The organism is Candidatus Amarobacter glycogenicus (assembly GCF_016704105.1).
In the GTDB taxonomy this organism is placed as follows: Bacteria; Chloroflexota; Dehalococcoidia; order Tepidiformales; family Tepidiformaceae; genus Amarobacter; species Amarobacter glycogenicus.
In genome coordinates, this window is record NZ_JADJAT010000020.1 from 89,066 (window position 1) to 115,701 (window position 26,636).

Below are 26,636 nucleotides of genomic sequence, written 5' to 3' on the forward strand. Positions count from 1 at the left end.
CATGACTTCGTGACGGTCGGCATCGGTGCCAACAACAGCGTGGAGGTGTGTGGTTCGACAATGGCAAGCCGAGAGCTTCCACCCACGGAATGCGCACGCCTCCTGTATGGCTGCCTCCACTGCCGCCCGGATTGGCGCGTGGAACCGAACTGGCGGGAACGACATTCGCGTGGCCTCGAATCCGGCCCGAGCGTCGTTTCGAGCGAGTAGTGGCTCGCCGGGGACGTTATGGGAACGGTCGACTGTCCCGCGTTCGTCGCCGTGGAGCCGGTTTCCGTAGGCGGACAAGGTCACAAATAACCCGATGTGGTGGCTCGCCACGACAGAAGTATGTCAGAGGCGAGTGCGGAAGCGCTCGCTCGTGTTCGAACGGCGACGGGATGTTCGAGGGAACACGAAATGGTGGGGCGATGCCGGGCTGCCGCCGTGAGTTGCGGTGAGGGAGGCGAGTGCGGAAGCGCTCGCTCGTGTTCGAACCACGACTGGATGTGGGAGGCGAGTGCGGAAGCGCTCGCTCGTGTTCGAACCACGACTGGATGTTCGCAGCGATGGGCGGAGTGTCCGGGCGATGCCGGGCTGCTGCCGTGAGTCGTGGTGAGGGAGGCGAGTGCGGAAGCGCTCGCTCGTATTCGAACCACGACGGGATGTTCGCAGTGATGGGCGGAGTGTCCGGGCGATGCCGGGCTGCCGCCGTGAACCGTGGTGATGGCGACGCGGGCGAGTGCTCCCGCACTCGCCTCTGGGGGCCCCGGGCAGCTCGATCCCATCTTCGGGTTGGCGCGGGGCGGGAATAGACTCCTATACTGAACAAGCCGTTAACGCCTCTTAGCAGGAGGGCGACCCCGCCTGGTGATTCCTGAAAGCGACGAGCCAAAAGAAGCCTGTGGCGTGTTTGGGGTTTATGCCCCGGGCGAGGATGTCGCCCGCCTCACCTTTTACGGACTGTATGCCCTTCAACATCGCGGCCAGGAGAGCGCTGGCATCGCGACGAGCAACGGCAAAGACTTCAGCGTACGCACCGGAATGGGCCTGGTCTCCCAGGTATTCGACGAGGAAGACCTCGCCTACCTCCGCGGCCACATCGCCGTTGGCCACAACCGTTACAGCACTGCTGGGGGTTCGCTCGCCTGCAACGCCCAGCCGATCGTCGTAAACGATAAACACACCGGCGAACCGATCGCCCTGGCCCACAACGGGAACCTGACCAACTCAGAGACGCTGCGCGAGGACCTGGAAGCCCAGGGCATCCAGTTCGAATCGACCGCTGATTCCGAAGTCATCGCCCACCTGCTGGCAATCGCGCCGGGAGGGACGTGGGAGGAGCGCTTCCATTACGTGATGCGCCGGCTCGAAGGCGCCTACAGCCTTGTCATCATGCTTCGCGACCGGCTTTTCGCCGTTCGCGACCCAATGGGCGTTCGCCCGCTCTGCCTCGGTACGATGGGGAACGGCTGGGTCGCCGCCTCCGAATCCTGCGCGCTCGAACACCTCGGCGTGCCGATGGAGCGGGAGGTCCAGCCGGGTGAAGTCGTGCAGATCGATGCACACGGCTTCTCCGGGTTCTTCCCGGTGGCGCCGGCCCGGAAGCGGGCGCTTTGCACCTTCGAATACACCTACTTTGCCCGCCCCGATAGCCGGATTGGCGGGCAACTTGTTTACCCGGCGCGCGAGGAAATGGGCGCCCGCCTGGCGACCGAACACCACGTCGATGCGGACCTCGTGATCGGCGTGCCGGATTCCGCCATCCCGGCCGCGATCGGCTATGCGCGGGGTTCAGGCATCCCCTACCGCGAAGGGCTCGTGAAGAACCGTTACGTCGGCCGGACCTTCATCCAGCCGGACCAGCGCATCCGCGAGGCCGGCGTAAGCCTGAAGTTCAACGCGCTGTCCGACGTGCTCAGCGGCAAGCGCGTCATCGTTGTCGACGACAGCATCGTGCGCGGGACGACGACGCCCCGGGTCATCAACCTGATCCGCCGTGCGGGAGCGAAAGAAGTCCATATGCGGATCACCACGCCGCCGATCATCTCACCCTGTTTCCTGGGCGTGGATATGGCGACGAAGGCCGAGTTGATCGCGGCGAACCAGAGCATCGAGGAGATTCGCCAGCACATCGGCGCGGATTCACTCGGTTACCTCAGTATCGACGGCCTCAACCGCTCGACGGGGCAGCCGCCGAACGACCTCTGCAACGCCTGCTTCACCGGTGTTTACCCGCTCAACGTCCAGATGCAAATGGACAAGCTTGAGGCGGCCAGGATGCGCGAGCCCGTGCTCGTTGCCGCGGAGAGCCTGAACCGGGCGGGCGGGCCGTAGTTCGCCCCTCGCCCTTCGCCTCGAGTTCCACTTCCCACCGAGGGGTATCTCTTGCAACGTCTGACGTTCGGCTCGATCACGGTCGATGCGGTCTCTGACGGTGTACTCAGCTGTGCCCTGACCGGGATGCTGCCGGGCGCCGACCCGGCCGACTTCAGGCGGCTCGGCGGTTGCGACGACGGTGAGACGCTCTTGCTCCCGATGCTCACATTCGTGATCGGCAGCGTCGGCAAGACCATCCTCGTTGATACGGGTATCGGCCCGACGATCGGCTCCCTGGGACGCGCGGGCTACGGCGGGACCGTCGGCCTCCTACCGCAGGGACTGGCCCGGACCGGGATTGACCCGGCGACGGTCGACGCCGTCGTCTTTACCCATCTCCACGCCGACCACATCGGCTGGAACGTCACCGACCGAAATGGCGAACTCGTCCCGACGTTCCCGAACGCCGAGTACATCGTCTCGAAGAGTGAATGGGCTTTCTGGTCGGCGACGCAGAGCCGCGACATCGCGCGCTGTGTCCGCTCCATCGAGGAACGCGGGCAACTCCGGTCGGTCGAGGACGGCTTCGAGCCGGCCCCCGGGGTGCAAATGATCGCGACGCCAGGGCACACTCCGGGGCATGCATCGATCCTTGTAACCGCGGACGGGAGCGGATGCGTGATCGTGGGAGACGCCGCCCACCACCCGGCGGAGTTCGAGGACCCCACCCTCCAGCCGCCTTACGATTCGGACCCGGCGATGGCGAGGGAGACCCGGCTCGGATTGGCGGAGCGGGTCGAAGCAGAAGGCCTTCTTGTGGCGGGAGGGCACTTCCCCGCGCCACACGTCGGCACGCTCGTGCGTGTCGAGGGGAAGCGCCGATGGCGGTGGCTGGGCGCGGGTTAGGCTCCGCTCAGTCCCCGGCGAGCTTCGCAGCAAGGACGGCCTTCTGCCCGTCCATCTCCTCGCGCGCCTTCGCGAGTTGTTCGGGGGTCATGTCGAGCTTGTAAAAGTCGCGCTTCCAGGCGGCGTCTTCGGACCAGCGGTAAGGGGTCTGGACAGTTGTCCGGGGGGCACGCGCCGAGTCGAGGAGGTCGAGTGCGAGCGCAAGGATCCCCTGCTGCGAAACGAGGTCGAACGGTTTGCCGGCGGAGTTGCCGAGCGGGAAGTCGCTGAAGACGAAGCGTGGCACACCGGCGGATTCAACGATGTCCCGGGCACAGCCGAGCATCACTGTTGGTATTCCGTTGGCTTCGAGGTGCCGGGCGGTCAGACTCACGGTCTGGTGGCAGACCGGTCAGGTAGCGACGAGGATTGCCCCGTCGATACGGTCCTCGCGGCAGAGCTGGAGGATCTCGGGGGCGTCGCGCTCCGTGGTGAGGCGCTGGCTGCGGAGGGTCGGTACGGCGTAGAGGCGCTCGTTCAGGTGGCCGACGCGACCTGCGGCGGCGGCTTCCTTCGCCCGCTGCAGCGGGAGATAGGCGTTCACGTCCTCGGCAGACGTGTGCTTGCGGTCGTATCCAACATGCGAAATCCGGAGATCCGGCGCCGGATCGATCGGCGTGGAGTAGACGCGTGTGAACTTCGCATTCGCGTTGTAGGACGCCCATGGCCCCTGGTCGCCGGCGGCCGGGTTGTAGGGCGCGGCGGTGGTGACAATCGCGATACGGGCTTCGCGGACCGGCCTCGTCATCGGTGTGAATGGCACTTCTGTGTTGTGCGCCCAGCGGTAGGGGTTGTCATACCCCAGCTTCAGGTAGTAGTTGCGCGAGCGGTCGATGTAACGGACGGGCAGATCGAGGATCGCCTCGATGAACTCCGTCGGGGCTTCGGTCGTCGTCATGGATGCGCCTCCGGTAGGCGCGATTGTAGCGGACGCAGGAGAGCCGCGGGGAAGTTGCAGACCCTGGGCCGGTCATGGCCAGCCTCAGGGGACGCGCGCGACGCCGCTGGCCGGGGCCGATTCGAAGAGCGCGTTGGCCGCATCCTCGCTGAAGGAGAAGGCCGGGCCGGGGTACATGCCGATGAAGAGCACGCCGAGGACAAGGGCGATGCCGAGTCCGCCGAGGACCGGGTCCACTTTCCAACGCTTCTGGTCGCCGACCGGGTCGAAGAGGTACATCTGGCGAATGACCATGAGGTAGTAGTAGAGGCTGATGAAGCTGTTGACGACGGCGAGACCAACGACCCAGAGGGTTTCGTCGGTGGTAGCGCCCTGGAACATGAAGAGCTTGGTGGCGAACCCGGCGAAGAACGGCAGGCCGGCGAAGGAGAAGAGCGCACAGGTGATCACCAGGGCCAGGAACGGCTGAGTCTCCGCGAGGCCCTTCAAGTCCTCGATGTTGTCCTTGCGCGTGCGGTTGTAGAACGCCGTGAGCGCGACGAACAGGAGAAGGGTCGAACAGACATAGCCGATGATGTGGATGAGCAGCCCGGAGGTGGCATTGACTCCGCCGGCGCCGTCTCCGTAGCCGATGGCAGCAATGCTGATGAGCATGTAGCCCACCTGGCCAATCGAGCTGTAGGCGACAAGGCGCTTCAGGTTCTTTTGCTGGATGGCAACGAGGTTGCCGAGGGTCATCGTCGCTGCAGCGAGGACCATGATGGCCCAGCGCCACTCGACGGCATCGACCACGATGGCGGTGCCGAAGAGCCGAAGGATCATCGCAAAGCCGGCTGCTTTCGAGAGCGTGGAAAGGAACGCGGTGATCGGAAGGGGCGCGCCTTCGTAGGCATCGGGCGCCCACATGTGGAATGGCGCCGCAGAGACCTTGAATCCGACCCCGGCGATGATCAGCATGAAGCCCGTGATGACGGCGGTGTCGGTGTCGGCGCTGCGATCGGCGAGGGCGGCGCCGATGCCTTCGTAGGTGGTCGTGCCGGTGACGCCGTACACGAGACTCATGCCGTAGAGGAACATCGCGCTGGAAAAGGCGCCCAGGAGGATGTACTTCAGGCTTGCTTCGCTGCTCAGGTTATCGCGCTTGAGGTAGCCGACGAGGATGTAGAGCGAGAAGCTCAGGAGTTCGAGCGAGATATAGGCGGTGATCAATTCTGTGGCGGCGGCCATATAGACCATGGCGCAACCGCCGATCAGCATCAGCCCGTAGAACTCGGCAGCGGTCTTTGTCCGCTCGCTCATGTAGTTCGCTGAGATGATGGAGACAACGAACACGATACCCGCGGCGAGCAGGCGGAAGTAGGTCGTGAAGTCGTCGCTGGCAATGAGTCCCTGGAAGCTCTGCGCGTCCTTGCCGATGAAGAAGAGCCCGGCGACGAACCAGACAACCGCCGCAAGGGCTGTGAGGTAGGCGAGTGCATCCTTCCGGAAGTTGGGCCAGAAGAGTTCGACGCCGATGATGCCGATGGCGGCTCCGGCGGCGATGTATTCCGGGATGAAAATGGTGTAGTCGCGCATTAGCTGGCCACCCCTGGGAGGAGCATCACGGTAGCGCCGACACGGTCGGTGAAGGGAGCCCACCAGACGCCCATGACGACAATGGAGGCGATGAGCATGCCGCCGGATAAGCGCTCCAACGGCGTGAGGTCTTTCAGATCAGACCAACGCGGGTTGAATGGCCCGAAGAAAACGGTGCCGAACATGCGGAGCATGTAGGCGGCGGCGAGGGCGGCCGCGAAAATGGCCAGGGCCCCGAAGACGGGATACGTCTGGAAAGTGCCGACGAAGATGTGGAATTCCGCGGTGAATCCGGAGAAACCCGGGAGCCCAACGTTCGCGAGTCCGGCGATGGCGTAGAAGATGACCCAGAGCGGCATGACCTTGGCGATGCCACCGAAATCCTTGAGGTCGCGCGTGTGGGCCTGGTCGTAGAGGGCGCCAATCATGAGGAAGACGAGGGCCGTCATGACGCCGTGGGAGAACATCTGGAGGACCGCGCCGGTGATCCCGATCTCGTTCATGGTGGCGAGGCCCATGAGGACATAGCCCATGTGGCTGACGGAGCTATAGCCGGAGATCAGCTTGAAGTCGCGCTGAGTCAGGGCGGCGGTGGCGCCATAAACGGCCCCGATGACGCCGAGGACCATGAGCCCGGGCATCCAGAACTCCGCGCCCTCGGGCATGAGCTGGATACCGAGGCGGATGATCCCGAAGGCGCCGAGCTTCATCAGGACGCCGGCATGGACCATGGAGACGGCGGTCGGCGCCGACATGTGACCATCCGGCGACCAGGTATGGAACGGCCAGAGGGCGGCGAGGACGCCACACCCGATGACCATGAATGGGAAGAAAGTCTTCTGGAATGTCGGGCTGAGCGTGCCGTCGCTACCGGCCGCCCAGAGCTTCTCCATGTCAAAGGTCCCCAGGTTGGCTTCGTGGAAGACGGCGAAGATGCCGATCCAGATGAGCACCGAGCCGCCGACCAGCATCAGCGTCAGCTTGGCGGCGCCGTACTCCTTGCGCGTGGAACCCCAGACACCGATGAGGAGGTAGAGCGGCATGACGGCGAGTTCGTAGAAGAAGAAGAAGAAGAAGAGGTCGTAGGAGAAGAACGTCCCGAAGACGCCTGCGAGGAGCGTCCAGTAGAGGATGTAGAAGTCCTTGTTGCGGAAGTCGAGCTTCCACGCGGCCAGCGCGCCGGCGAAAGCAACGACGCCGGTGAGCAGTGCCATGGTCGCGGAGATGCCATCGACGGCGAGGTAGAGGGTAATGCCGTTTTCGCCGAGGAAGGCGGTGTTCTCCACCCACGCCCAGCGGAGTGTCATCTGCACCTGATCTCCGCCGACCTGGTAGGCGGCGAAGATGTAAATGCTCAGGCCGCAGACGATGGCGCCGGTAACGGCCGAGATGTAACGGACGAGCATCTTCTCGCGGCCGGGCGTGAGCACGAGCGCGAACGCCGCGAGCAGCGGCACCGCCAGCGTGGCGAGGACGACGTATCCCTGGGCCTCTTCAAGACTCACGCGTTAGCCCCTCACCACCAGGCCGGCCACGGTGAGACCAACCACGCCAAGAGCGATAGCCATGGCGTAATTGGGCACGCGGCCGGTCTGCAAATATTTGAGAACACCACCGGAGAAACCGGTGACCTGTGCCGAACCATCGACGCCGGTGTCGTTCACGACGTAGCGGTCGAACCAGGAAACGACGTAGCTGAACCCGAGCACACCGCGGTCGATCACGGCCTGGTACAGCTCATCGAAGTAGAACTTGCGCTTGAACATCTGGTAGATGCCGGGGTTCCGCTCTGCGAGGGCAGTCGAGCGTTCGATGCTGTTGCCCCAGTACATCCAACCTGCCGCGAAGATGCCGATCGTGGCCATGACCACCGAGGCGGCCGCGAAGCCCCAATCGATCTCGTATTCGTGGGGGCCATGGTGTTCGGCGAAGATGAACTCGGTGATGCCCCCGGGGAGCCCGAGGCCCTTGCCAACGCTGTGGAACACTACGAAACCTGCCGTAACGGCCAGGAAGGCAAGGAACATCAGCGGCCCGGTCATTACGTAGCCGGATTCGTGGGTGTGGTCATGGACGTGTTTGTCCATCGGCTTGCCCATGAAGGTGCGGATGAACAGGCGGGTGGTATAGAACGCCGTCATCGTCGCGGCCAGGGCGAGGATGAGGACCGCCCAGAGGCCCCACTTGTCGTTCAAGGCGACAAAGATCTCGTCCTTCGACCAGAACCCGGCGAGAGGCGGGACGCCGGCGAGGGCGAGTGAGCCGATGAAGAATGTCGTGCCCGTTATCGGCATTTTCTTCCAGAGCCCGCCGAGCTTCTCCATCTCCTGGTTGTGGTGGGTGGCGTGAATTACGGAACCGCTGCCGAGGAAGAGAAGCGCCTTGAAGAAGGCGTGGGTGGCCAGGTGGAACATGCCGATGGCCGGATGCCCGGTGCCAAGAGCGACGAACATGAACCCCAGCTGGCCGACCGTCGAGTAGGCCAAGACCTTCTTGATGTCGGTCTGTGCGAGAGCGATGAACCCGGTGAGGAGCGCGGTTGTAAGTCCGACGATCGTCACAACCAGGAGCGCCCCGTCTGCCACCTCGAAGATCGGCAGGAGGCGGGCGGTGAGGTAGACGCCGGCGACGACCATGGTGGCCGCGTGGATGAGTGCGGAGACGGGAGTCGGGCCTTCCATGGCGTCCGGGAGCCAGACGTGGAACGGGACCTGGGCGCTCTTACCCATGCACCCGAGGAAGACGAACATGATCGAGACGAACAGGTACGTTTGGCCGATTTGGCCCGCTTCGGCGGCGTGGATGATGCCGTGAATATCGAACGTGCCGGTCGCCTTCCAGAGCAGGATGATGCCGATGAGGAGACCAACATCGCCGACACGAGTCGTGATGAATGCCTTTTTCGCGGCTTCGGTGGCGGAGCGCTTCTCCCAGTAGAACCCGATGAGGAGGAAGGAACAGACGCCGACAAGTTCCCATGAGATGTAGACGAGGAGGAGGTTGTCGGCCATCACCAGCATCAGCATGGAAGCGACGAAGAGCTGGAGGACGGCGAAGAACCAGTAGTAGCGCGGCTCGCCCTTCATGTAGCCGATGGAGAAGACATTCACCATCAGGGCGACCGTGGTGATGACGCCGAACATCGTCACGGTAATGGGATCGATCCAGATTCCCTGGCGGAGTTCGAACTTCCCGATGGTGGACCACTCGATGCTCGCCGTGATGGGGCCGAGCTTGTCTTCGGTGCTGAGGAGATCGCCGAGTACGAAGAAAGAGAGGAGGAAAGACGTGCCGATGGCGGCTACGCCGAGGTAGTCGCCGCCGCGGGGGAGCGCGCGCCCGAAGATTGCGAGCACAAAGAAGACACCCGCCGGGATAGCGGCGAGCAGCCAGGCCTGTTCAGCACCCATTCTTCGTTCCGGCCCCTTCTACCACTTCATGATGGCCGCTTCGTCCACGTTGGACGTGGCGCGATTGCGGAACAGGCGGATGACGATGGCAAGAGCCAAACCGACTTCCGCCGCGGCGACAGTGATGACGAACACGGCGAAGATTGCGCCGGTGATCTTTCCAGGATCGAGGTATGCGGCAAACGCGATGAAGTTGAGGCTTACCGCGTTCAACATGAGCTCGATCGACATGAGAACCAGGACGGCGTTGCGACGAGCGAGCACGCCGTAAACTCCGAGACTGAAGATGATTGCACTGAGGACGAGGTAGTTTTCGAGGGGGACCATGGCTACTCGCCCTCCTCTTGCCGCGCCAGGATGATGGCCCCGACGAGGGCTACCAGCAAGAGCGCCGAAGCGATCACGAACGGTGCACCGAAGTCTTCGAAGAGCCGCTGGGAGACCAGCGTGAGCGGGACTTCGGTGAGCGACTCAATGTCCGACCCGGGCCAGGTGGTCCCGGTGATGACGGCGAACAGGATGACCATGAGACCGGCGCCAACGAGCAGTGCGAACGGCTGCTGGGTGCCGTTCAGGCTCTGTCGGTGGCCGGGGGCATCCGGTCTCGTGAGCATCAGCGCGAGCAGGATGAGGACGGTAACGGCGCCTCCGTAGATGAGGAACTGCACCAGGGCGAGGAACTCCATCTGCAGGAAGATATACATCGCACCGACTCCCGCGAGGCTCCCGATGAGGAAGATGGCCGAGTGGATGATGGAACGCGAGAACACCACGCCAGCAGAAAGCACGACGATCGCCGCGGCGAAGATCCACCAGAGGACTTCAGTCGCCACTAGGACACTCCCTCGGGCAGCTTGCCATTCAATTCCTTGATGGTCGCGAGGATATCGTCCGGGATGGCCTCGCCTTTCGCGGCGGCTTCGGCAGCCTTCTTTTCGGCGCGCATGCGGCGAGCGCGGACCTTCTCGTAGGAGTTCGGGTCGCCCTTGGGGCCTGTCCCGTACCCGGGCGGGGGCACCCAGCCATCTGCATCGGCGGCGATACCGCCGGCAACCGGGGCGGCGGCGCCACCAGCGGAACCGGCAAGCGAGGCCCAGATGGAGCCGCCGGGCGCGAGGTCGCTGCCCAATTCGTACAGGGTAGCGGCCACATCCTCGGGGATAGCTTCGCCGGCGGCCGTGAGTTCGTTGAACTTGCGTTCGGCGCGCATGCGGCGGGCTTTCACCTTTTCGGCGCTGTTCGGGTCGCCCTTGGGACCATCGCCCACGCCGGGCGGGAAGCGCATCGAACCATCCGGCATGAGGCCCGTGAGCGGCGCGCCGCCACCGCCACCACCACCCGCAGCGCCCGCAAGGGCCACCCAGATGGGACCACCGGGCGCGAGGTCGCTGCCGAGGTCGTAAAGCGTCTTCGCCATCTCTTCCGGGATCGGCTCACCGGCCGCGGTGAGCTCCTTGAACTGGCGCTCGGCGCGCATGCGGCGGGCCTTCACCTTCTCGGCGCTGTTCGGGTCGCCCTTGGGGCCATCGCCTACGCCCGGCGGGAAGCGCATCGAACCGTCCGGGAGCAGACCAGTGAGGACCTCTCCGGTGCCGCCGCCTGCCGCGAACCCGCCGGCGCCTGTGGCAGCCTGGCCGGGCTTCATGTTCGTGTAGAGGGTGACGCGTTCCTGGATTTCCTGGGGAACGGCTTCGCCCCGGTCGGCGTATTCCTTCGCTTCGCGTTCGGCACGCATGCGCTTGGCACGGATCTTGGATTCCGAGAGGATTTCGACCTCTTCGGCACCGGCGCCGGCGGCAGCTCCGGGACGAGCGGCGCCAGCCTTTGGCTTCTCCGGCTCGCGTTCCTGGATGGCGGCGGGGAGACCCTGGGAGATGCGGTCGATCTGGCGCTGGCGGTCTTCCGGGTGCCCACCCACGAAGGTCGGCTCCGGGGCGTCCTCGCCCTTCACCTGGCGTTCGATGAGTTCGATCCGGTCCTGCGGGCGGAAGAGCTCACGCAGACGGCCCGAGCGGGCAGCGCTTGTCAGCTCATCGATGTCCATATGGAGGTCGCGCCGGTCATAGACGGCGTGTTCGTGGCCGGACCAGGTGTTGTCCATCACGATGGCCTCGAACGGGCAGACCTCAACGCAGATGTTGCAGCGCATGCAGCGCGCGTAATCGATCCAGAACTTTTCGACGATCTTGCGGCGGTTGCTGGTGCCGGCGGCGTAGTTCGGGTTGTCGACCATCACCGCGGACATGCAATCGACGGGGCAGTTGCGGACGCAGACGTTGCAGCCGGTGCAGAACGGCTCGTCGTGGTCGAAGTCCCAGGTGAGGACGGGGAAGCTGCGCTGGCGGGCCGGCAGCGGGTGTTTCACTTCCGGGTACTCCACCGTCACCGGCTTACGGGTGAACGTGGAGAAGGTGACGCCGAGGCCTTTCAGGATGCCTTTCATTGCGCTGGCGCTCCGAGCGTTTTGTAGGTGCCGACGAGGTCCTTGCTGGGGCGCCGGACGGCTCGCTTGATGATGATCGCGACGAGGAGGGCGGCGCCGGCGCCACTCGTGAGCGTGAGCAGCTCCTGGGGCCAGTCATAGGCGAGGATGACGCCGTTCATGAGCATCTGGACGATCGACATCGGGAGGAGGACCTTCCAGCAGAAGCTCATGAGCTGGTCGATGCGGAGGCGGGGCACCGTGGTGCGCACCCAGAAGATGAGGACGATGAACGAGAGGCTCTTCACCATCGTGGTCGCGAGCTGGACGGACCAGTGGGCATCGGCGCCGAAGGGGAAGGCCCAGCCGCCAAGGAAGACGACTGACCCGAAGACGCTGAAGCCCCACATCGAGGCGTATTCGGAAAGCTGGAACATGGACCAGCGGATGCCGGAGTACTCGACGAAATAGCCGCCGACGATCTCGGACTCGGCGACGGGGATGTCGAACGGCGCGCGGTGCAGCTCCGAGAGCATGGCCGTGAAGAAGATGAGGAAAGCCAGCGGCTGGAGGAGGACGTAGGGCCGGTCTTCCTGGAGTGCGGCGATGACGTTCAGGTTGAGCGTGCCGATCTCGTTGCCCGTGTCCGCGCTCGTAATCATGGCGACGCAGAGGAGGCTGATGACGAGCGGGATCTCGTAGCTGATCATCTGGGCGGCGGCACGGATGCCCCCGAGCAGTGCGTACTTATTCCCGGAGCCGAGGCCGGCCATCATGATGCCGACGATGTTCAGGCCGAGGATGGCGAACACGTAGAAGAGGCCGAGGCCGAGGTCGCGCACGCCCCAGTCGTGGGCGAAGGGCAGCGCGAGGAGGACCATGAACACGGGGACGAACGTCGCGTAGGGGGCGAGTTCGAACACCCAGCGGTCCGCGTTGGTTGGCCGGATGTCTTCCTTGAGGACGAGCTTGAAGGCGTCGGCGAAGGCCTGGATGAGGCCGCCGGGGCCGGTCTCTGTCGGGCCGAGGCGCTGCTGGAAGCGCGCAACGACCTTGCGCTCGCCGTAGGTGAGGTACATGACCACGATCGTCATCGCGAGCACGACGAGGACCACCCGGATGATGGCGTCGGTCCACGAGGGCAAGCCGAACAGCGGGTCGGCGAAGAGCATCATTTGTCCACCTCGCCCAGGACGATATCGAGCGAACCGAGAATGATGACGGCATCGGCGACGTAGTGGCCGACGACCATCTGCTTCAGTGCCGAGAGGTTGCAGAAGGATGGCGACCGAAGCTTCATTCGGTAGGGCTTGTTGCCGCCCCTGGCGAGACCATAGACGCCGTACTCACCCTTGGTGCCTTCGGTACGGACGTAGCATTCGCCCTCGTCGATGCGCAGCGTCTTGGGGAGGTCCGGGTTGAGGACGAGGCCGCTATTCGGCATCTGCTCCATGCACTGGCGGACGATCTTCGTGCTCTGGTAGGCCTCGGCCATGCGGACCATGTACCGGTCGAAGACGTCGCCGTTCTTCCCCGTGGGGATGTTGAACTGGAGGCGGTCGTAGACGGAGTAAGGCTCGGCTCGGCGAATGTCGTGGGCAAGGCCAGTGGCGCGGATCATCGGGCCGCTGAGCCCCCAATCGATGGCCTGTTCTTTCGAAACCGGCGAGAGGCCGCGGCAGCGCTCGACGAAGATCTCGTTGCCGGTGAGGAGTCCGTCGAAGTCTTCGAGGCCCTGTTCGATGTGTCCGAGGATCTCGTTGACCCGCTTCTCCCAGCCATCCGGGAGGTCCATCTGGACGCCGCCGGGGCGGAGGTAGGTGGGGAACATGCGGTCGCCCGAGACTTCCTCGAAGAAGTCGTAAATGCGTTCGCGTTCGCGCCAGGCGTAGATGAATGAGGTGCCGAACGAGCCGACATCGGCGCCGAACGCCCCGAAGAACATGAAGTGCGAGAGGATGCGCGAGAGTTCGGCCATCATCACGCGGATGTACTCGGCCCGCTCGGGGACTTCGATGTTTCCGAGCTTTTCGACGGCCATGCAGTAGGCCTGCTCGCAGCAGATGCCGGCCAGGTAGTCGGTGCGGTCCCACCAGCCCATCGACTGGCGGTAGTCGTGGTTCTCCGTGAGCTTCTCGAGGCCGCGGTGGAGGTAGCCGATATACGGTTCGCAATCGACGACGACCTCGCCATCGACGGTGAGGACCATGCGGAACACGCCGTGGGTCGCGGGGTGTTGCGGACCTACGTTGATCGTCATATCAACGGTGTTGAAGGAGTCGATGGTCGCGGTGCGTTCTTCAGGCCAAACCGTCATTAGAACTTGAACCCCGCGGAAGTATCTTCGATGCCCTGGAAGAACTCGCCCTTTTGGAGCGGATGCGCCTTCAGCAGCGGGTGGATGCGCACATCCTCATCGAGCAGCAGGTTCTTGGGGTTGGGGTGGCCATCGAAGACGAGGCCGACCATCTCAGCGGCTTCGCGCTCGTGCCAGTTAGCAGCCGAATAGAGCGCGGTGAGCGAGGGGATGTGGGGGTTGCCGGGAGGCGTGTTCACATCGACCTGGAGCGAATGGTGGTGTTTGAACGAGTAGAAGTGGTAGACGGCGCGGAGGCCTTCTTCCGTCATGTCGATGGCGGTGACGTTACGGAGGAAATCGAAGGCCAGTTCCCGGCGCTCCTTCAGTCCGCGGACGAGTTCGAGGAAGTGATCCGGGGCGACGTGGAGGACCACATCGGTGGAGTGCTTGCTGGCCGTGAACGGGACCTTCCCCAGGTGCTTGTGCACGAGGGCGGCGACTCCCGGATAGGCGGTGGCGGTTTCGTTGCTCATCCGACCATCCGCTTTTCTTCCATGATCTTCTCCTGGAGACGGAGAAGCCCATCGAGAAGAGACTCCGGGCGCGGCGGACAGCCGGGGACATAGACGTCCACCGGGATGATCTTGTCGACGCCCTGGAGGACCCGGTCGTATTCGGTGTAGGGGCCGCCGTTGGTGGCACACGCGCCCATGGAGATGACGTACTTGGGGTTCGGCATCTGCTCGTAGAGGAGCTTGATGGCCGGGGCCATTTTCTTGGTCACGGTACCGGAGACGATCATGACGTCGCTCTGGCGGGGAGATGGCCAGGGCACGATGCCGAAGCGGTCCAGGTCGTGGTTCGACATGAAGGTGCCGATCATTTCGATGGCGCAGCAGGCCAGGCCGAAGGTCATCGGCCAGAGCGAGCTCTTGCGGCTCATCGCGATGACGGTATCGGCGCCTATCTGGAGCACGCCCGGGAGCACGATGCGGTAGGCGGCGTGCGTATCCGGGAGCTCGACCGGCTTGAGGCGTTCGGCTTCGGCGCCAAAGTCCGGGACATAGGGCTTGATCGTGGTCTCGGTCATTTCCACTCCAGCACGCCGCGCTTCCAGGCGTAGGCCAGGCCAAGGGCGAGGACGGCGATGAAGACGAGCATTTCGTAGAAAACGAACATGGGCAGGCTGAGGAAGGTGATTGCCCAGGGGAAGATGAAGACGGTCTCGACATCGAAGATGAGGAAGAGGATGGCAATCAGGTAATAGCGGACGTGGACCTGTGCCCAGTTGCGGCCGATGGGGAGCATGCCGCACTCGTAGGAGATGCCCTTGCCGCGTTCCCGCGCGAAGGGTGCGAGGAGGCGGCTGCCGATGAGGGCGGAAAAGACGAGGACGAACCCGGCGATGGCCGAGATCATGACGGCGGACCAGAGGTCGTAGAAGCTCATTGGGCGGACCTTCTATCGCCAGCCAAGAAAAAGCAGAGCCACGGTTCGCGAAGTAGCGAGCGGGCTCTGCCAGTCATGTACGGGCGCACTCCCCGGATGGTGAGAGGGAGCCCGGAGGGGCTTCCCCTGCAGTTGTGACGAACGACACAAACGATAACTCTGGGGAAAGGGTGGGGCAAGGGCGGGTGAAGGGGGCGGCCTCAGCCCCCGGAGATGAGAAATGCCTCGAGCTGGGCGCGGATCGAATCTGGCGAACGGCATTCGCACTCCCAGAGGACGAGGGTTTGCCACCCAACAGCCGTAAGTGCGGACAATGACTTGGTGTCGCGTTCGACGTTGCGGTTTAGTTTGGGGGCCCAGATTCCGAGACTCGGGCGTGGCAGCGAACGCACACAACCATCCAGGGTTCGTTGAACTCGGTTCTGGTGGCATGGGGTCGAACGACAAAGACGCGGATCCGATTGCGTCCGACCGAACGGCCGCAGAACTGACATGTCGACCGAGACCTTAGCAGGGCGCGGGCTCGTTCGGCCGAAGTTGGCGGGAGTTCGAAGTCCACAAACGACCTCCTACGTACGTGCACCGCGACTCTCCTTCTCCCAAGCTTGGGAGAAGGGGCCGGGGGTTGAGGGCCAACGCGGGAGGCCCTCACGGAACGCCGCCATTCGCGTCCAACCCGAACCTCTCAGCAACGGCGCGAACCGTGCTCTCGATGATCTCGCGCGCCCGATGACCGGGCGGCAATCCCGCTGCTTCGCGCAGATGCCCCTCCGCCCACCCCGAGACTTCCGGCTGATCTCCGTTCCTGGGGTAGCGAACGTCGAACGACGACCCGAGGTCCAGATAGAACACTCGAACGTGAACCGGAAGCCCGAAAAGGTCGATCTGGTCGCTCGCGTCTGGGTCGCGGATAACGAGGACGACGGGGTGGGCATCTTCGATCGCCGTTCGGTTGGAGGCGCGAGTCTGGCGTGAGGTCTCAGAAGTGCTCGGCGAGGTCATTGATGAATCCGGGCCGAGTGTGTCGAAGCATGTCGTCACCTAACGTCGCGCGCTTCCGTTGGAGTTCCTCTGAAGCGATGTATCCACACTTTCGTTGCAGGGGTGGCTCGAGTGCTGCGAACGTTGGGCGCGTGACCTCATCGCGAACAGCAGTCCGCCGAGCCTCTGGCGCCACAATAAACATTGGAAAGCTGATGTTGGGCATGAGTGAGACGAGGTCCGACATGCGTAGCAGCCCCGAGTAGATCGAAGTGGTGTTCTCCACCTCGAAGGCTGCTACGACCGTAGAGCCCTGCAGCCAGATCGCGTCGATGTTCTGAACGACTTGCTGAGCCTTCCCGGGAAACAGGAAGGGCAACTCGGCGAGGAGCTTCGCGGGGAGATCCGCATTCACACGACCCACCGCCTGTCGATCTGGGCGTGGCAACCAAACGGAACAACCGGTGGCAAGTCCCATCTCGGCGAGCAGCGCTTGGGTCTCCGCGTGGCGGGGCCCCACGACGGCAACCTCGATGGCGTCGGTCGCTTCTTGAATCGCTGCTGGTCGCTGCATTGACCTCACACCGTCTTCGTGGGCGAGAATGGCACGCCAGACTGCCTGCCCATCAGGCTCGGTCAACGCGCGCGGCGAGCCCTGGAAGTACGCGGGAACCATCGACTGCGGCGTTCCTGACGCGAAGAACGACAGCTTGCCGTCGAGGGCGGCTATGGGAAGAGCTACCTCCGGCATGAACAGTGCTAGGGGCTCAACTCGCACGCGTACCGGGAAGTCACCCGTGCCCCAGATGGGGTCGTCCGAAACATAGGCCTCCGACCGCGCTTCAAGAGCGCCAACGAACGAGAACTTCCCCTTCAAGTAGCAAACAAACCGGTCGCCGCTCCGAACCTTCCCGGCGCCCCGACTCATCGAGCCGCGGCTGAACGCAGTCAATCGGCCGCCGTCCGCCATGAAGGCCGACCAGGTCGCGGGCGTGAACACATCTGCGAAGTACGCCAATCGGCACATTCTAGTGCAACCACCGGCGGACTCATCCACTCGCCCTCCCGGGCGCCACCATCCCATTCCACCTAGCCGCGCCGATCCGCCACGCTCGCCGGGTGATGGCCTTCCTCATTGCTTCGCTCGCTCCGACCGCGGTCCGCGTGGTGGGGCACCCGCATACGGGTTACTTACGGGGCTGCAAGAAGCCCGGAACTAACCTGATCATCCGAATCTGCGAAGGTTACTTGTGGTTACTTGAAGTAACGAAAAAATCTTCGCACCGTCGGCCAGCCACGGTCACCCTGCGTCAGCACTCCTCCTGCTGCCGCACCCCTCAGAACGGCTGGAAGATGGCGAGCCAGCTGATGACCGGGACACTGAGGACGAGGACTGTGCCGAAAACAAGCGGGACGCGGTCGTCGAGGATGGTGCGGAGTTCTTCGGTCTCTTCGCCCTTCTTGGCGGCGATGAGGGAGGCCAGGCGGGCGCGCCGGAGGCCAAAACCCATGAGCGGCAGGCAAACGAAGTAGACGACGATGTAGACGGCGGAGAGCGCCGCCAGCCAGCCCGTGGTCACGAAGTTGAGGTCCTGGGAAGTGGCCCAGAAGAAGCCGGTTATCCCGGTCCCCATCGCGCCGGGAAGGAGGACGCGAGTCTCGTTGTTGGCCGCCTCGGTGAGGCAGTACATCTGGTACTTCAGGTCCTTCGAGGCCCAGGCCTTGAGGATGAGGGGGTATGTCGCGCCCAACCCGGCGCCCAGCCAGATCATCGCGAGCACGTGAACGATTCGCCACCAGTCCATGGTGGAGAGTGTGGAGGGAGAAGCGAGAAGGGAGAAGCTAGGTGGCCGCGGTCCCCTCGCGGGCGTGGACGGCGGCGAGGATGATGCGGGTAGCCTGGGTTGGGTTCAGGTGGTCGGTGTTGAGGCAGAGGTCGTACACCGAAGGCGAAAGCCAATCGGCGCCGAAGTAGTCCTTGAAGTAGCGGGAGCGTTCGCCATCGGTACGCGTGATGACTTCGGTGGCCTTCTCTTCGTTGCAGGCCATACCGGCCATGACGCGCCGGGCGCGCGCCTTCTTCGTGCCGGTGACCAGCACGCGGACGACGTTCGGCTGGTCGCGCAGGATGAACTGGGCGCCGTGGCCGAGGAAGACGACCTCGCCCTGTCGGGCGAAGTCCTCAACGACCTGGCGGACGAGTTCGCGGTAGTCCGAGGAGGTGAGGAGGGGCGTCCCGGACATGTCGATCGGCTCCATCCACTGGCCGCTGGCGGGGCCCGCAGGGTTGCGGGCGAGCGATTCGAGGATGCGAGTGAAAAACGAAGGCTTGTGCTCCGACTCGGCGATGGTCTCGGTGGAGACGCCCGCCTCTTCGGCGGCCGCCTGGACGACGCGGTAATCAAGCAACCGGAAGTTGAGTTCTTCGGAGACGAGGCGCGCAACGTCCTCTCCGAGGGTGCCTACCTGGCGAGAAATGGCAATGACGCGTGTTTCCATGAACGACCTCCCGGCTAGCCACCAGCTTCCGCGAGCTGCGGGCCCTCGGAGTGGGAGAGCTTACGCGGCATCCGGTGCACCGGCCAGAGCAAGGTGCCCCGGCGGAACTCGGGCGAATCGGGATGGAACTCAACGGCGCCGGCCATCCCGTAATCGAGGGCAATCTCGCCGCCAAGTTCGCGGATGACTTCCCGGACAGAGGCGAACGGGACGTCGCCAAGGGCGAGGGCCTGGCCACCCTCCGAAAGCTCGGCCGAAATGCCGGTTTCGCCGCGAGGGCGGGCACGCCCGGCGACCGGGAGGTGGACTTCGCAGTGGAGGTCTCCGGCAATGCGCAGAAAGGCTGGGCCCGCCATCTGCTCGCCCGAACAGAGCGCCCACGACCGCAGGCGGGTGGCCGCCTCGGCGATGCCCGCGGGCGTGAGTTCGGCCCTGCGGGAGATGGTGCGGACGGAGGGGAGTGAGGAGGACGAAACGGCGTATCGCATTGCGAGCCTCCGGACACCTGGAGATGGCGCGGCAACGGTACCACGCGGCGTGCGGTGTGCAACGGAGTGTTCGGCGGAGGGGCTAGCGGAAGAAGGCCCGAGAGGGCCGTTTATGCGGTCGCAACGGCCGGTTCATCACGCGGGGCGGCGCTTTCGCCCTGCAAACAGGCGGCGGCTACGAAATCGCGGAACAACGGGTGCGGCCGGTTCGGGCGGCTCTGGAGTTCGGGGTGGAACTGGGTGCCAAGCATGAACGGGTGCCCGGCGACTTCGGATATCTCGACGAGTGAGCCATCGGGGGAGGTGCCACTGGCGTTCAACCCGGCGGCTGCCAGCACCTCGCGGTAGGCGTTGTTGAACTCCCAGCGATGGCGGTGGCGTTCGCTGATGACGTCGGTCGCATAGGCACGAGCGGCGAGCGAGCCGGGGATGAGCTTGCAGGGATATGCGCCGAGGCGCATGGTGCCGCCCTTGTTGGTGATGCCCTGCTGTTCATCGAGGAGGCTGATTACCGGGTAGGGCGACTCGGGGTCGATCTCGGTGGTGTTGGCGCCCTTCATGCCGCAAACGTTGCGGGCGAACTCAGTGACCATCACCTGCATGCCAAGGCAGAGGCCGAGGTAGGGGACACGGTTCTCGCGCGCCCACCTGGCGGCCGCCACCTTGCCTTCCCAGCCGCGCTCGCCGAAGCCGCCCGGGACGATGACTCCCTGGACGCCGGTGAGGACATCAGCGGCTGGACGGGCTTCGAGGGTTTCGGCGTGGATCCAGCGGATGTCGACATCGACGGAGTTGGCGATGCCGGCATGGGCAAGCGATTCCTTCACCGACATGTAGGCATCGTGGAGTTCGACGTACTTGCCGACGACGGCGATCTCGACAGCGCCCGCGGGGTGCTTCAACTTCTGCACCATCTCGCGCCATTCGGCGAGGTCGCGCCCACCGTGGAGGCCCAGGCGCTCGATGACGTAGTCGCCAAGGCCGCGTTCTTCGAGGAGGAGAGGGACTTCGTAGATGGATGCAACGGTCTCCATCGGGATGACGGCGCGCGGGTCGACATCGCAGAAGAGGGCGACCTTCTCAGAGATATCACGCGAGACGGTGTGGTCGCTCCGGAGGAGGATCACGTCGGGCTGGATGCCCTTTGAGCGGAGTTCGCGGACGGAATGCTGAGTGGGCTTGGTCTTCAGTTCGCCGGTCGCGCCGATCATCGGCAGGAAGCAGACATGGACACTGAGGACGGTATCGCGCGGCTGCTCGTGGCGGATCTGGCGGATGGCCTCGATGAAGGTCTCGCCTTCGATGTCGCCGACGGTACCGCCGACCTCGCAGATGAGAACCTCGCACTGCGTGACTTCGGCGACGTTGTAGATGCGTGACTTGATCTCGTTAGTGAGGTGGGGGACCTGCTGGATGGTACCGCCGAGGTAGTCGCCTTTGCGTTCGCGTTCGAGGACGTTGCGGTAGACCTGGCCGGAGGTAATCGATGAGGCCTGGGTCAGGTCCTGGTCGATGAAGCGCTCGTAGTGGCCAAGGTCGAGGTCGGTCTCAGCGCCATCAACCGTAACGAAGACCTCGCCGTGCTGGTAGGGCGACATCGTGCCCGGGTCGACGTTGAGGTAGGGATCGAGTTTCTGAATGGAGACGGAGATGCCGCGCGATTTGAGGATTCTTCCGAGGCTGGCGGTGGTGATTCCCTTGCCAACCGAGCTGACCACGCCACCGGTTACGAAGATGAACTTTGGCATGGCCTCCCGCGTTCCGTCGTTGCTTGATTGATGCTACGAGCAGAGGGGTGAGTGGGTCAACGAACATTTGTGTTACGAAGGGCGGCTGCCCGGCGAGTGGAACGGGAAAAGGCGAAAGGGAAGAGCAATTCGACGCCGAGGTGATCGCTCGGTCTCAGGAAACACCAGTACGGTAAAAGGAAGGATGCGACCGGCTGCATCCTCAACCCGGCGGGAACGGCCGGTTAGAGTCTCCGCAGCGTGAAGCAGGAGTTCCCCGTGGACCACGACGACAACCACATTCCGGTGACTTACGAACACTACGACCACGTCGAAGGGCCGTTTTACCACGGGACGAAGGCCGCCCTGAAGGTTGGCGACCTGCTGCTGCCCGGCTACGGCTCGAACTTCGAGGATGAACGTATCTCGAACAACATCTACTTCTCTGCCACGCTGGACGCCGCGGTCTGGGGCGCGGAACTCGCGCGGGGAAGCGGAGAGGGCCGAATCTACGTCGTCGAGCCGACCGGTCCGTTCGAGGACGATCCGAATCTGACGAACAAGCGCTTCCGGGGTAACCCGACCAGGTCGTACCGAACCCGGGACGCGCTCAGGATCGTTGCTGAGGTGGAGGCATGGGAAGGTCATCCGCCGGAGGTGCTCCGGGGCATGCTGGACAGCCTGGCAGAGATGCAGCGCCAGGGGCTCGCAACGATCGAGGACTGACCGTGGCCAGCGCGGCCAGCTGAATTCTCCGCCCTCGGTTTCCGGCGGCGTCATCCGCGCGAAGTATGACTGCCTCGCCTCACAGGGTGGCGCGGTGGCGAAGGGTTCGGTGCGAGCGAAGGCGAGGCAGTCGGACTCTTTGCTACGGAAGGCACAGGAGGCTGCGTTGCCGAAGGCGCCGTTGGAGAGTCGCTATCGCTGCAGCCCACAGGGGGAAAATCGCGGAGCGAAGCGAGGAAGGTTCGCCTGTGCGTCGGCGTCCTAGCGCTCTTCGGTGGGGATGGGCACCCCGCGTGCCCGGAGGCGTTGCCGCGCGAAGGCGGTCGTCAAATCGGTGATGCCCATGAGGCCCATCCCCTTGCCCATGGAAACCTCCTTGCCAAAGACCGTGAACACGATATCGGAAGGCGTGGCGGCGACGACCTCGAGGGGCTGGCCGGAGAGCGTCTCGTCCATGATGACGGACCATGCCTTGGCGGAGATCCCCTGGGGATTCTCGACGGCGAAGTAGTACTTGAGGGTGCCATCGGGCTGGTCCTCGGCCCAGACGTAGGCTTCGGATTCGCACTTCTGGACGTGGTGGTCCTCGGGGAACGGGCGGGAGGCGATGTGACCGGGGACCTCTTCGAAGCGATCGGCGTACTCGATCAGCATGTCGATACGCTCGGATCGTTCGGCGAGCTTGAAGTCTTCGAGGAGGCGTTCGAGGTCAGGCGGCATGGCGGTCATCGTTCCATTGTGGAGACCCTCGGACGGGCTTGTCGATCGGGTTCGGTAGCGGCGACCGACCCTCGATCCTGGGCACGGCGGTCAGGGAAGCCTCTTCCTTTCGGGGCGAAGGTGGGATGGGCGGATCAACCGAATGACGGAATCCTGGCGGATTCTTCCCCGGCAGGATGAGGATTCGGTGATACGCGCCGATTACAGGTGAGGGAGGACCACGATGTCCGTGCGGCGATCCCAGCCCGCGCTGTTTTCCCCCGGTGGAGGCCTGCCGCGCGGCGGCGTGGCCTGGGCGTGGGCATTTTCGCGGGACTTCGGTGTCGTCCTCAGCGTCTTCGGCCTGTACTTCTTGTTGCGCGGCGCCGCACCGGACCGCCTGGACTTCTCGGTCCAGGTCACCCGGGTACTGGTGGCGAGCGAACGGGGGCTCGGGGTTTTCTGGGAGCCGGCCATCCAGGAATGGTCGATCAGGTCGCACGCGGTGAAGGAGTTCGCGAACTTCGTTTACGCCTACCTGCACTTCCCCGTGCTCGCGGTTGTGGGGGGATGGCTCTGGACACGGGACCGGCAGGCATTCCGGTTCATGCGGAACGTGATGTTCATCTCGATGCTTTTCGGCCTGGTGTTTTACTGGGCGGTACCTGCCGCGCCGCCGCGGCTGCTGGCGGCGAATGGATACGACCTGGGTTTCGTTGACACCGTGTTCGGGGGCGATACATCGGTGAGCTATGCGCAGCCCTCTCTCATTCTGAACGAGTACGCCGCCATTCCAAGCTTCCACTTCGGCTGGATCGCAATGGCGTCGGCGGCCATCTGGGCGAACACGCGCAACCTGACTTTGCGAACGCTCGCCCTCGGGCTGACGGTCGTGATGACCTGGGCGATTGTCGCAAGCGCGAACCACCTGTTCATCGACATGGCCCTCGGCGGGCTGGTCATCCTCGTGAGCTGGCGGCTGGCGCGAAAGATCGAACGCCGGGGGGACGCGCTGCGCGAGCCGCGCATGTTTGGGACACCGGACGAGGTGCGAGCAGCTGCTTAGCGCCGGGATCAGTCGGTGGAGAACCGAATCAGCGCGGCGTGGCCCGCGGTTCAGATGCCTTTGAGTTCGACGGGGCGGCCGGACCATTCGCGGATAGCGCCGATGGTGAGCGCTTCGGGAATGGCGGCTCGGACTTCCTCGGCGTCTTCGGGCGAAACCATGAGGACGAGTCCGATACCCATGTTGAAGACCTCGTACATCTCCTCGCTGGAGATTTCGCCGCGCTGCTGAATGAGCTGGAAGACCGGGAGTACGGGCCAGGCAGCCGTGTCGAATGCGGCGGTGACACCTTCGGGGAGGATGCGCGGGACGTTCTCCGTGTAGCCGCCGCCGGTGATGTGAGCCATGCCGTGGACCTTGCCGAGGACGGGGCCGACCAGCTTGTAGTAGGGACGGTGCGTTTCGAGGAGGGCTTCTTCGATGCTCCGCCCGGCGAGGAGAGCGGGACGTTCTGCGATGCGTTCGCGGGTCTCTTCGACCGCCTCGCCGTTGCAGATGTTGAGCGCGGGGCGGGCGAGCGAGAAGCCGTTCGTGTGGAGCCCGGAGCTGGGGATACCGAGAAGGACATCGCCCACGGCGACTTTCGAACCATCGATAATCCGGTCGCGCTCGACGACCCCGACGATGAAGCCTGCAAGGTCGAATTCGCCAGGCGGGTACACATCGGGCATGTCGGCGGTTTCACCGCCGAGGAGCGCGCAGTTCGCTTCGGCGCAGGCGCGGGCAACGCCTTCGACGAGGCTGTGCTTCTGTTCGTTCGTGAGCCCGTTCCCTGCGATGTAGTCGAGGAAGAAGAGCGGCTCGGCGCCACAGGCCATGATGTCGTTGACGCTGTGGCCGATGATATCGAACCCGCAAAGATCGAGGCGGTTTGCGGCGAGCTGGAGCTTCACCTTGGTGCCGATACCGTCGGCACTGGCCGAGAGCACCGGGTCGCGGTACTTCTCACCGAGGCGGAACAGCCCGGAGAAGGGACCGGCGTCGCTGAGGACTTCGGGACGGCGGGCCTGGGCGAGGATACCCGGTAGCGTCTTCGCGAACTTACTACGGGTCGCGAGGTCGACTCCGGCGGCGGCGTACTGGCGGGGTTGGGTCACGCTGTGAGTGTACGAGGGAGAAGGATGAAGGGCGAAGGGAGCGGGCGTTTCCGAAGGACACGGCTCTCCGCCCGCGCTCACGTTTACACGTGCCTACCCCAGGAAGCGGCATTCTCTGCCGCCCGGGCTGGGCCGCGGAAGGGATCGCCGTCCCGTCGGTGCGCAGGCGCGGTTCTCGCGTCCGGCACGGTGTCCTTTCGGGCAGGCGAAAGTGGACCTTCTGGCCATTGCCGTGCCGGTTCGCCGGGAGAATAACGGGCCGGCGACGTCGGGGCGGCGTATCGTGAATCTGGATGCACATTGTGGCCCGGGTGCCGATGCTATGGGCCGCCACACCACAGGGGGAAATTGCATGACCACATCCCAGGCACTCGCCAAACCGACGGCAGCGCAAACCGAACATTTCGATGTCCTCATCGTTGGGGCCGGTATTTCCGGCGTGGGGGCTGCATATCACCTGACGCACCAGCGGCCGGGCACCACCTTCGTCGTACTGGAAGCGCTGGACAATTTCGGCGGGACATGGTGGACGCACAAGTACCCGGGCATCCGCTCGGACAGCGACCTGTACACGTTCGGGTACCGGTTCAAGCCCTGGACGAGCGCACCGATCGCGACGGCAGAGGAAATCCTGAAGTACATGGGCGAGGTCATCGATGAGAACGACCTTGGCAAGCACATCCGCTACCAGCACAAGATCCTCTCGGCGAAGTGGTCCACGGCGGACAAGCAGTGGACGATCGAAGCGCAGCGGACGGACACGGGCGAGAAGCGGACGTTCACGGCGAACTTCCTCTGGATGTGCCAGGGCTACTACCGCCACTCCGAGGGATACACGCCGGAATGGCCGGGCATGGACCAGTACGAGGGCCTCATCGTGCACCCCCAGTCGTGGCCAGAAGACCTGGACTACAAGGGCAAGCGAGTCATTTGCATCGGCTCGGGTGCGACGACGGCGACGGTTGTACCGGCGATCGCCGCAGACTGCGAGCACGTAACAGTGCTGCAGCGCTCGCCGACGTACTTCATCCCTGGGCGCAATGTGAACGACCTGGCAGATACGTTGCGCGAACTCCAGATCGACGAGTCGTGGATCCACGAGATCGTGCGACGGAAGATCCTGCACGACCAGGCGGCCTTCACCAGGCGGGCATTCGAAGACCCGGAGACGGTGAAGCGCGAACTGATCGGGATGGTGCGTGCCTACCTCGGGCCCGACTACGACGTAGAAACGCACTTCACCCCGACGTATCGGCCGTGGCGGCAGCGGATTGCCTTCGTTCCGGATGGGGACATTTTCAAAGGCATCAATGCCGGGAAGGCGTCCATCGTTACCGACGAAATCGAGACGTTCACGCCGCGCGGAATCCGGACAAAGTCGGGGCAGGAACTCGAAGCCGACATCGTCATCACGGCGACCGGGTTCAACATGAACGTCCTTGGAGACATCGACTTTGTGATCGACGGCAAGCCGCTGGTGTTCTCGGACACGGTCACCTACCGGGGCATGATGTTCACGGGCATGCCGAACTTGCTGTGGGTCTTCGGCTACTTCCGGGCGAGCTGGACGCTGCGGGCCGACCTGATGGCCGACTTCGTCTGCCGGTTGCTGGCACACATGGAGAAGAAGGGCGCGAAGGAAGTCCAGGTGGCGCTCCGGCCCGAAGACAAGGAGATGAAGCTCCTGCCGTGGATCGACCCGGAGAACTTCAACCCGGGCTACCTGATGCGGGCAATGGACAAGCTCCCGAGGCGGGGCGAGAAGCCCGAGTGGCAGCACAGCCAGGACTACTGGCGCGAGAAGGATGAGCTTCCGCTCATCGACCTGGACGGCCCGGAGTTCGTGTACTCGTAGGGCTGGCCGGCGTGATCCCGGGTAGCCTGTCCTCGACCAATCCGAGCCCCTCGCACCCCGGCAGTGACGGGGTGTGAGGGGCTTTTGCCCGGTAAGGATCCACGCGGCGCTCGTTGCCCGCGGCCGGGCGGCAAGGCCGTGCAAATGAGCGGATTCAGCATAAGATCCGGGTGTCTGGTGGCCCGGGCGGGTGTACACTTCG

The 26,636-nt window shown here is 64.2% G+C and carries 25 protein-coding genes; 5 read left to right on the top strand and 20 right to left on the bottom strand.

Annotation, left to right across the window (positions count from 1 at the left end; translation table 11 throughout):
• The first annotated feature begins 852 nt into the window (after window positions 1-852).
• Window positions 853-2,316, top strand: coding sequence for an amidophosphoribosyltransferase (purF, locus tag IPG14_RS14770; protein ID WP_343392586.1), 1,464 nt, complete (start codon window positions 853-855; stop codon window positions 2,314-2,316).
• A 51-nt stretch (window positions 2,317-2,367) separates the two neighbouring features.
• Window positions 2,368-3,204 carry an MBL fold metallo-hydrolase gene (locus IPG14_RS14775; RefSeq protein WP_343387269.1) on the top strand — a complete coding sequence of 279 codons (837 nt, stop codon included), beginning with the start codon at window positions 2,368-2,370 and terminating at the stop codon, window positions 3,202-3,204.
• Between the two features lie 7 nt (window positions 3,205-3,211).
• Here the strand turns inward: IPG14_RS14775 and IPG14_RS14780 are convergent, their stop codons facing one another.
• The 18 genes from IPG14_RS14780 to IPG14_RS14865 all read right to left on the bottom strand — a co-directional run bounded on the left by IPG14_RS14780 (window position 3,212) and on the right by IPG14_RS14865 (window position 21,012).
• Window positions 3,212-4,141: a glycine/sarcosine/betaine reductase selenoprotein B family protein gene (locus IPG14_RS14780; RefSeq protein ID WP_343392331.1), complete on the bottom strand. Its 930-nt coding sequence runs from the start codon at window positions 4,139-4,141 to the stop codon at window positions 3,212-3,214.
• A gap of 84 nt (window positions 4,142-4,225) precedes the next feature.
• The gene (locus IPG14_RS14785) at window positions 4,226-5,716 is read right to left on the bottom strand and encodes an NADH-quinone oxidoreductase subunit N (protein ID WP_343386304.1); all 1,491 of its coding nucleotides are present in this window, start codon (window positions 5,714-5,716) and stop codon (window positions 4,226-4,228) included.
• Window positions 5,716-7,221, bottom strand: a complete 1,506-nt coding sequence (locus IPG14_RS14790; RefSeq protein WP_343387267.1) for an NADH-quinone oxidoreductase subunit M — start codon at window positions 7,219-7,221, stop codon at window positions 5,716-5,718. The genes IPG14_RS14785 and IPG14_RS14790 overlap by 1 nt, the downstream gene beginning before the upstream one ends.
• A 3-nt stretch (window positions 7,222-7,224) precedes the next feature.
• Entirely contained in the window at window positions 7,225-9,126 is a 1,902-nt protein-coding gene (gene nuoL, locus IPG14_RS14795) for an NADH-quinone oxidoreductase subunit L (protein ID WP_343392332.1), read from the bottom strand.
• Between the two features lie 18 nt (window positions 9,127-9,144).
• Window positions 9,145-9,453 carry an NADH-quinone oxidoreductase subunit NuoK gene (nuoK, locus tag IPG14_RS14800; protein ID WP_343386307.1) on the bottom strand — a complete coding sequence of 103 codons (309 nt, stop codon included), beginning with the start codon at window positions 9,451-9,453 and terminating at the stop codon, window positions 9,145-9,147.
• Between the two features lie 2 nt (window positions 9,454-9,455).
• Window positions 9,456-9,959 carry an NADH-quinone oxidoreductase subunit J gene (locus IPG14_RS14805; protein WP_343386308.1) on the bottom strand — a complete coding sequence of 168 codons (504 nt, stop codon included), beginning with the start codon at window positions 9,957-9,959 and terminating at the stop codon, window positions 9,456-9,458.
• Window positions 9,959-11,569: an NADH-quinone oxidoreductase subunit I gene (locus IPG14_RS14810; RefSeq protein WP_343392333.1), complete on the bottom strand. Its 1,611-nt coding sequence runs from the start codon at window positions 11,567-11,569 to the stop codon at window positions 9,959-9,961. The genes IPG14_RS14805 and IPG14_RS14810 overlap by 1 nt, the downstream gene beginning before the upstream one ends.
• Window positions 11,566-12,720 (bottom strand): NADH-quinone oxidoreductase subunit NuoH, encoded by a 1,155-nt coding sequence (gene nuoH, locus IPG14_RS14815; RefSeq protein WP_343392334.1) that lies wholly within the window; start codon window positions 12,718-12,720, stop codon window positions 11,566-11,568. Before nuoH ends, IPG14_RS14810 begins: the two co-directional genes overlap by 4 nt.
• Complete coding sequence (locus tag IPG14_RS14820; RefSeq protein ID WP_343386311.1) at window positions 12,720-13,865, bottom strand: NADH-quinone oxidoreductase subunit D; 1,146 nt, start codon at window positions 13,863-13,865, stop codon at window positions 12,720-12,722. The genes nuoH and IPG14_RS14820 overlap by 1 nt, the downstream gene beginning before the upstream one ends.
• Complete coding sequence (locus IPG14_RS14825; protein WP_343386312.1) at window positions 13,865-14,380, bottom strand: NADH-quinone oxidoreductase subunit C; 516 nt, start codon at window positions 14,378-14,380, stop codon at window positions 13,865-13,867. The genes IPG14_RS14820 and IPG14_RS14825 overlap by 1 nt, the downstream gene beginning before the upstream one ends.
• A complete protein-coding gene (locus IPG14_RS14830; RefSeq protein WP_343386313.1) occupies window positions 14,377-14,937 on the bottom strand; it encodes an NADH-quinone oxidoreductase subunit B family protein in 561 nt (186 codons plus the stop codon). The genes IPG14_RS14825 and IPG14_RS14830 overlap by 4 nt, the downstream gene beginning before the upstream one ends.
• Window positions 14,934-15,296 carry an NADH-quinone oxidoreductase subunit A gene (locus tag IPG14_RS14835; RefSeq protein ID WP_343386314.1) on the bottom strand — a complete coding sequence of 121 codons (363 nt, stop codon included), beginning with the start codon at window positions 15,294-15,296 and terminating at the stop codon, window positions 14,934-14,936. The genes IPG14_RS14830 and IPG14_RS14835 overlap by 4 nt, the downstream gene beginning before the upstream one ends.
• Before the next feature lie 648 nt (window positions 15,297-15,944).
• A complete protein-coding gene (locus tag IPG14_RS14840) occupies window positions 15,945-16,298 on the bottom strand; it encodes a hypothetical protein (RefSeq protein ID WP_343386315.1) in 354 nt (117 codons plus the stop codon).
• Window positions 16,276-17,295 carry a hypothetical protein gene (locus tag IPG14_RS14845; protein ID WP_343386316.1) on the bottom strand — a complete coding sequence of 340 codons (1,020 nt, stop codon included), beginning with the start codon at window positions 17,293-17,295 and terminating at the stop codon, window positions 16,276-16,278. Before IPG14_RS14845 ends, IPG14_RS14840 begins: the two co-directional genes overlap by 23 nt.
• A 319-nt stretch (window positions 17,296-17,614) precedes the next feature.
• Window positions 17,615-18,082 carry a DUF2269 family protein gene (locus IPG14_RS14850; protein WP_343386317.1) on the bottom strand — a complete coding sequence of 156 codons (468 nt, stop codon included), beginning with the start codon at window positions 18,080-18,082 and terminating at the stop codon, window positions 17,615-17,617.
• 37 nt (window positions 18,083-18,119) lie between these two features.
• Window positions 18,120-18,776 carry a cytidylate kinase-like family protein gene (locus tag IPG14_RS14855; RefSeq protein ID WP_343386318.1) on the bottom strand — a complete coding sequence of 219 codons (657 nt, stop codon included), beginning with the start codon at window positions 18,774-18,776 and terminating at the stop codon, window positions 18,120-18,122.
• A 14-nt stretch (window positions 18,777-18,790) separates the two neighbouring features.
• Window positions 18,791-19,264 carry a hypothetical protein gene (locus IPG14_RS14860; protein ID WP_343386319.1) on the bottom strand — a complete coding sequence of 158 codons (474 nt, stop codon included), beginning with the start codon at window positions 19,262-19,264 and terminating at the stop codon, window positions 18,791-18,793.
• 110 nt (window positions 19,265-19,374) lie between these two features.
• Entirely contained in the window at window positions 19,375-21,012 is a 1,638-nt protein-coding gene (locus tag IPG14_RS14865) for a CTP synthase (protein ID WP_343387259.1), read from the bottom strand.
• Window positions 21,013-21,270: 258 nt separating this feature from the next.
• Here IPG14_RS14865 and arr point away from each other — a divergent pair, with 258 nt between their 5' ends.
• Window positions 21,271-21,717: an NAD(+)--rifampin ADP-ribosyltransferase gene (gene arr / locus IPG14_RS14870; protein WP_343392587.1), complete on the top strand. Its 447-nt coding sequence runs from the start codon at window positions 21,271-21,273 to the stop codon at window positions 21,715-21,717.
• Window positions 21,718-21,978: 261 nt separating this feature from the next.
• On the opposite strand, the gene IPG14_RS14875 is transcribed toward arr, so the two are convergent.
• Window positions 21,979-22,446 (bottom strand): SufE family protein, encoded by a 468-nt coding sequence (locus IPG14_RS14875; protein WP_343387258.1) that lies wholly within the window; start codon window positions 22,444-22,446, stop codon window positions 21,979-21,981.
• Between the two features lie 214 nt (window positions 22,447-22,660).
• On the opposite strand from IPG14_RS14875, the gene IPG14_RS14880 reads away from it, so the two are divergent.
• A complete protein-coding gene (locus tag IPG14_RS14880) occupies window positions 22,661-23,482 on the top strand; it encodes a phosphatase PAP2 family protein (protein WP_343392335.1) in 822 nt (273 codons plus the stop codon).
• Between the two features lie 50 nt (window positions 23,483-23,532).
• Here the strand turns inward: IPG14_RS14880 and purM are convergent, their stop codons facing one another.
• Window positions 23,533-24,579: a phosphoribosylformylglycinamidine cyclo-ligase gene (purM, locus tag IPG14_RS14885; RefSeq protein WP_343392336.1), complete on the bottom strand. Its 1,047-nt coding sequence runs from the start codon at window positions 24,577-24,579 to the stop codon at window positions 23,533-23,535.
• A gap of 352 nt (window positions 24,580-24,931) precedes the next feature.
• Here purM and IPG14_RS14890 point away from each other — a divergent pair, with 352 nt between their 5' ends.
• Window positions 24,932-26,434, top strand: a complete 1,503-nt coding sequence (locus tag IPG14_RS14890) for an NAD(P)/FAD-dependent oxidoreductase (RefSeq protein ID WP_343392337.1) — start codon at window positions 24,932-24,934, stop codon at window positions 26,432-26,434.
• Window positions 26,435-26,636 lie beyond the last annotated feature (202 nt).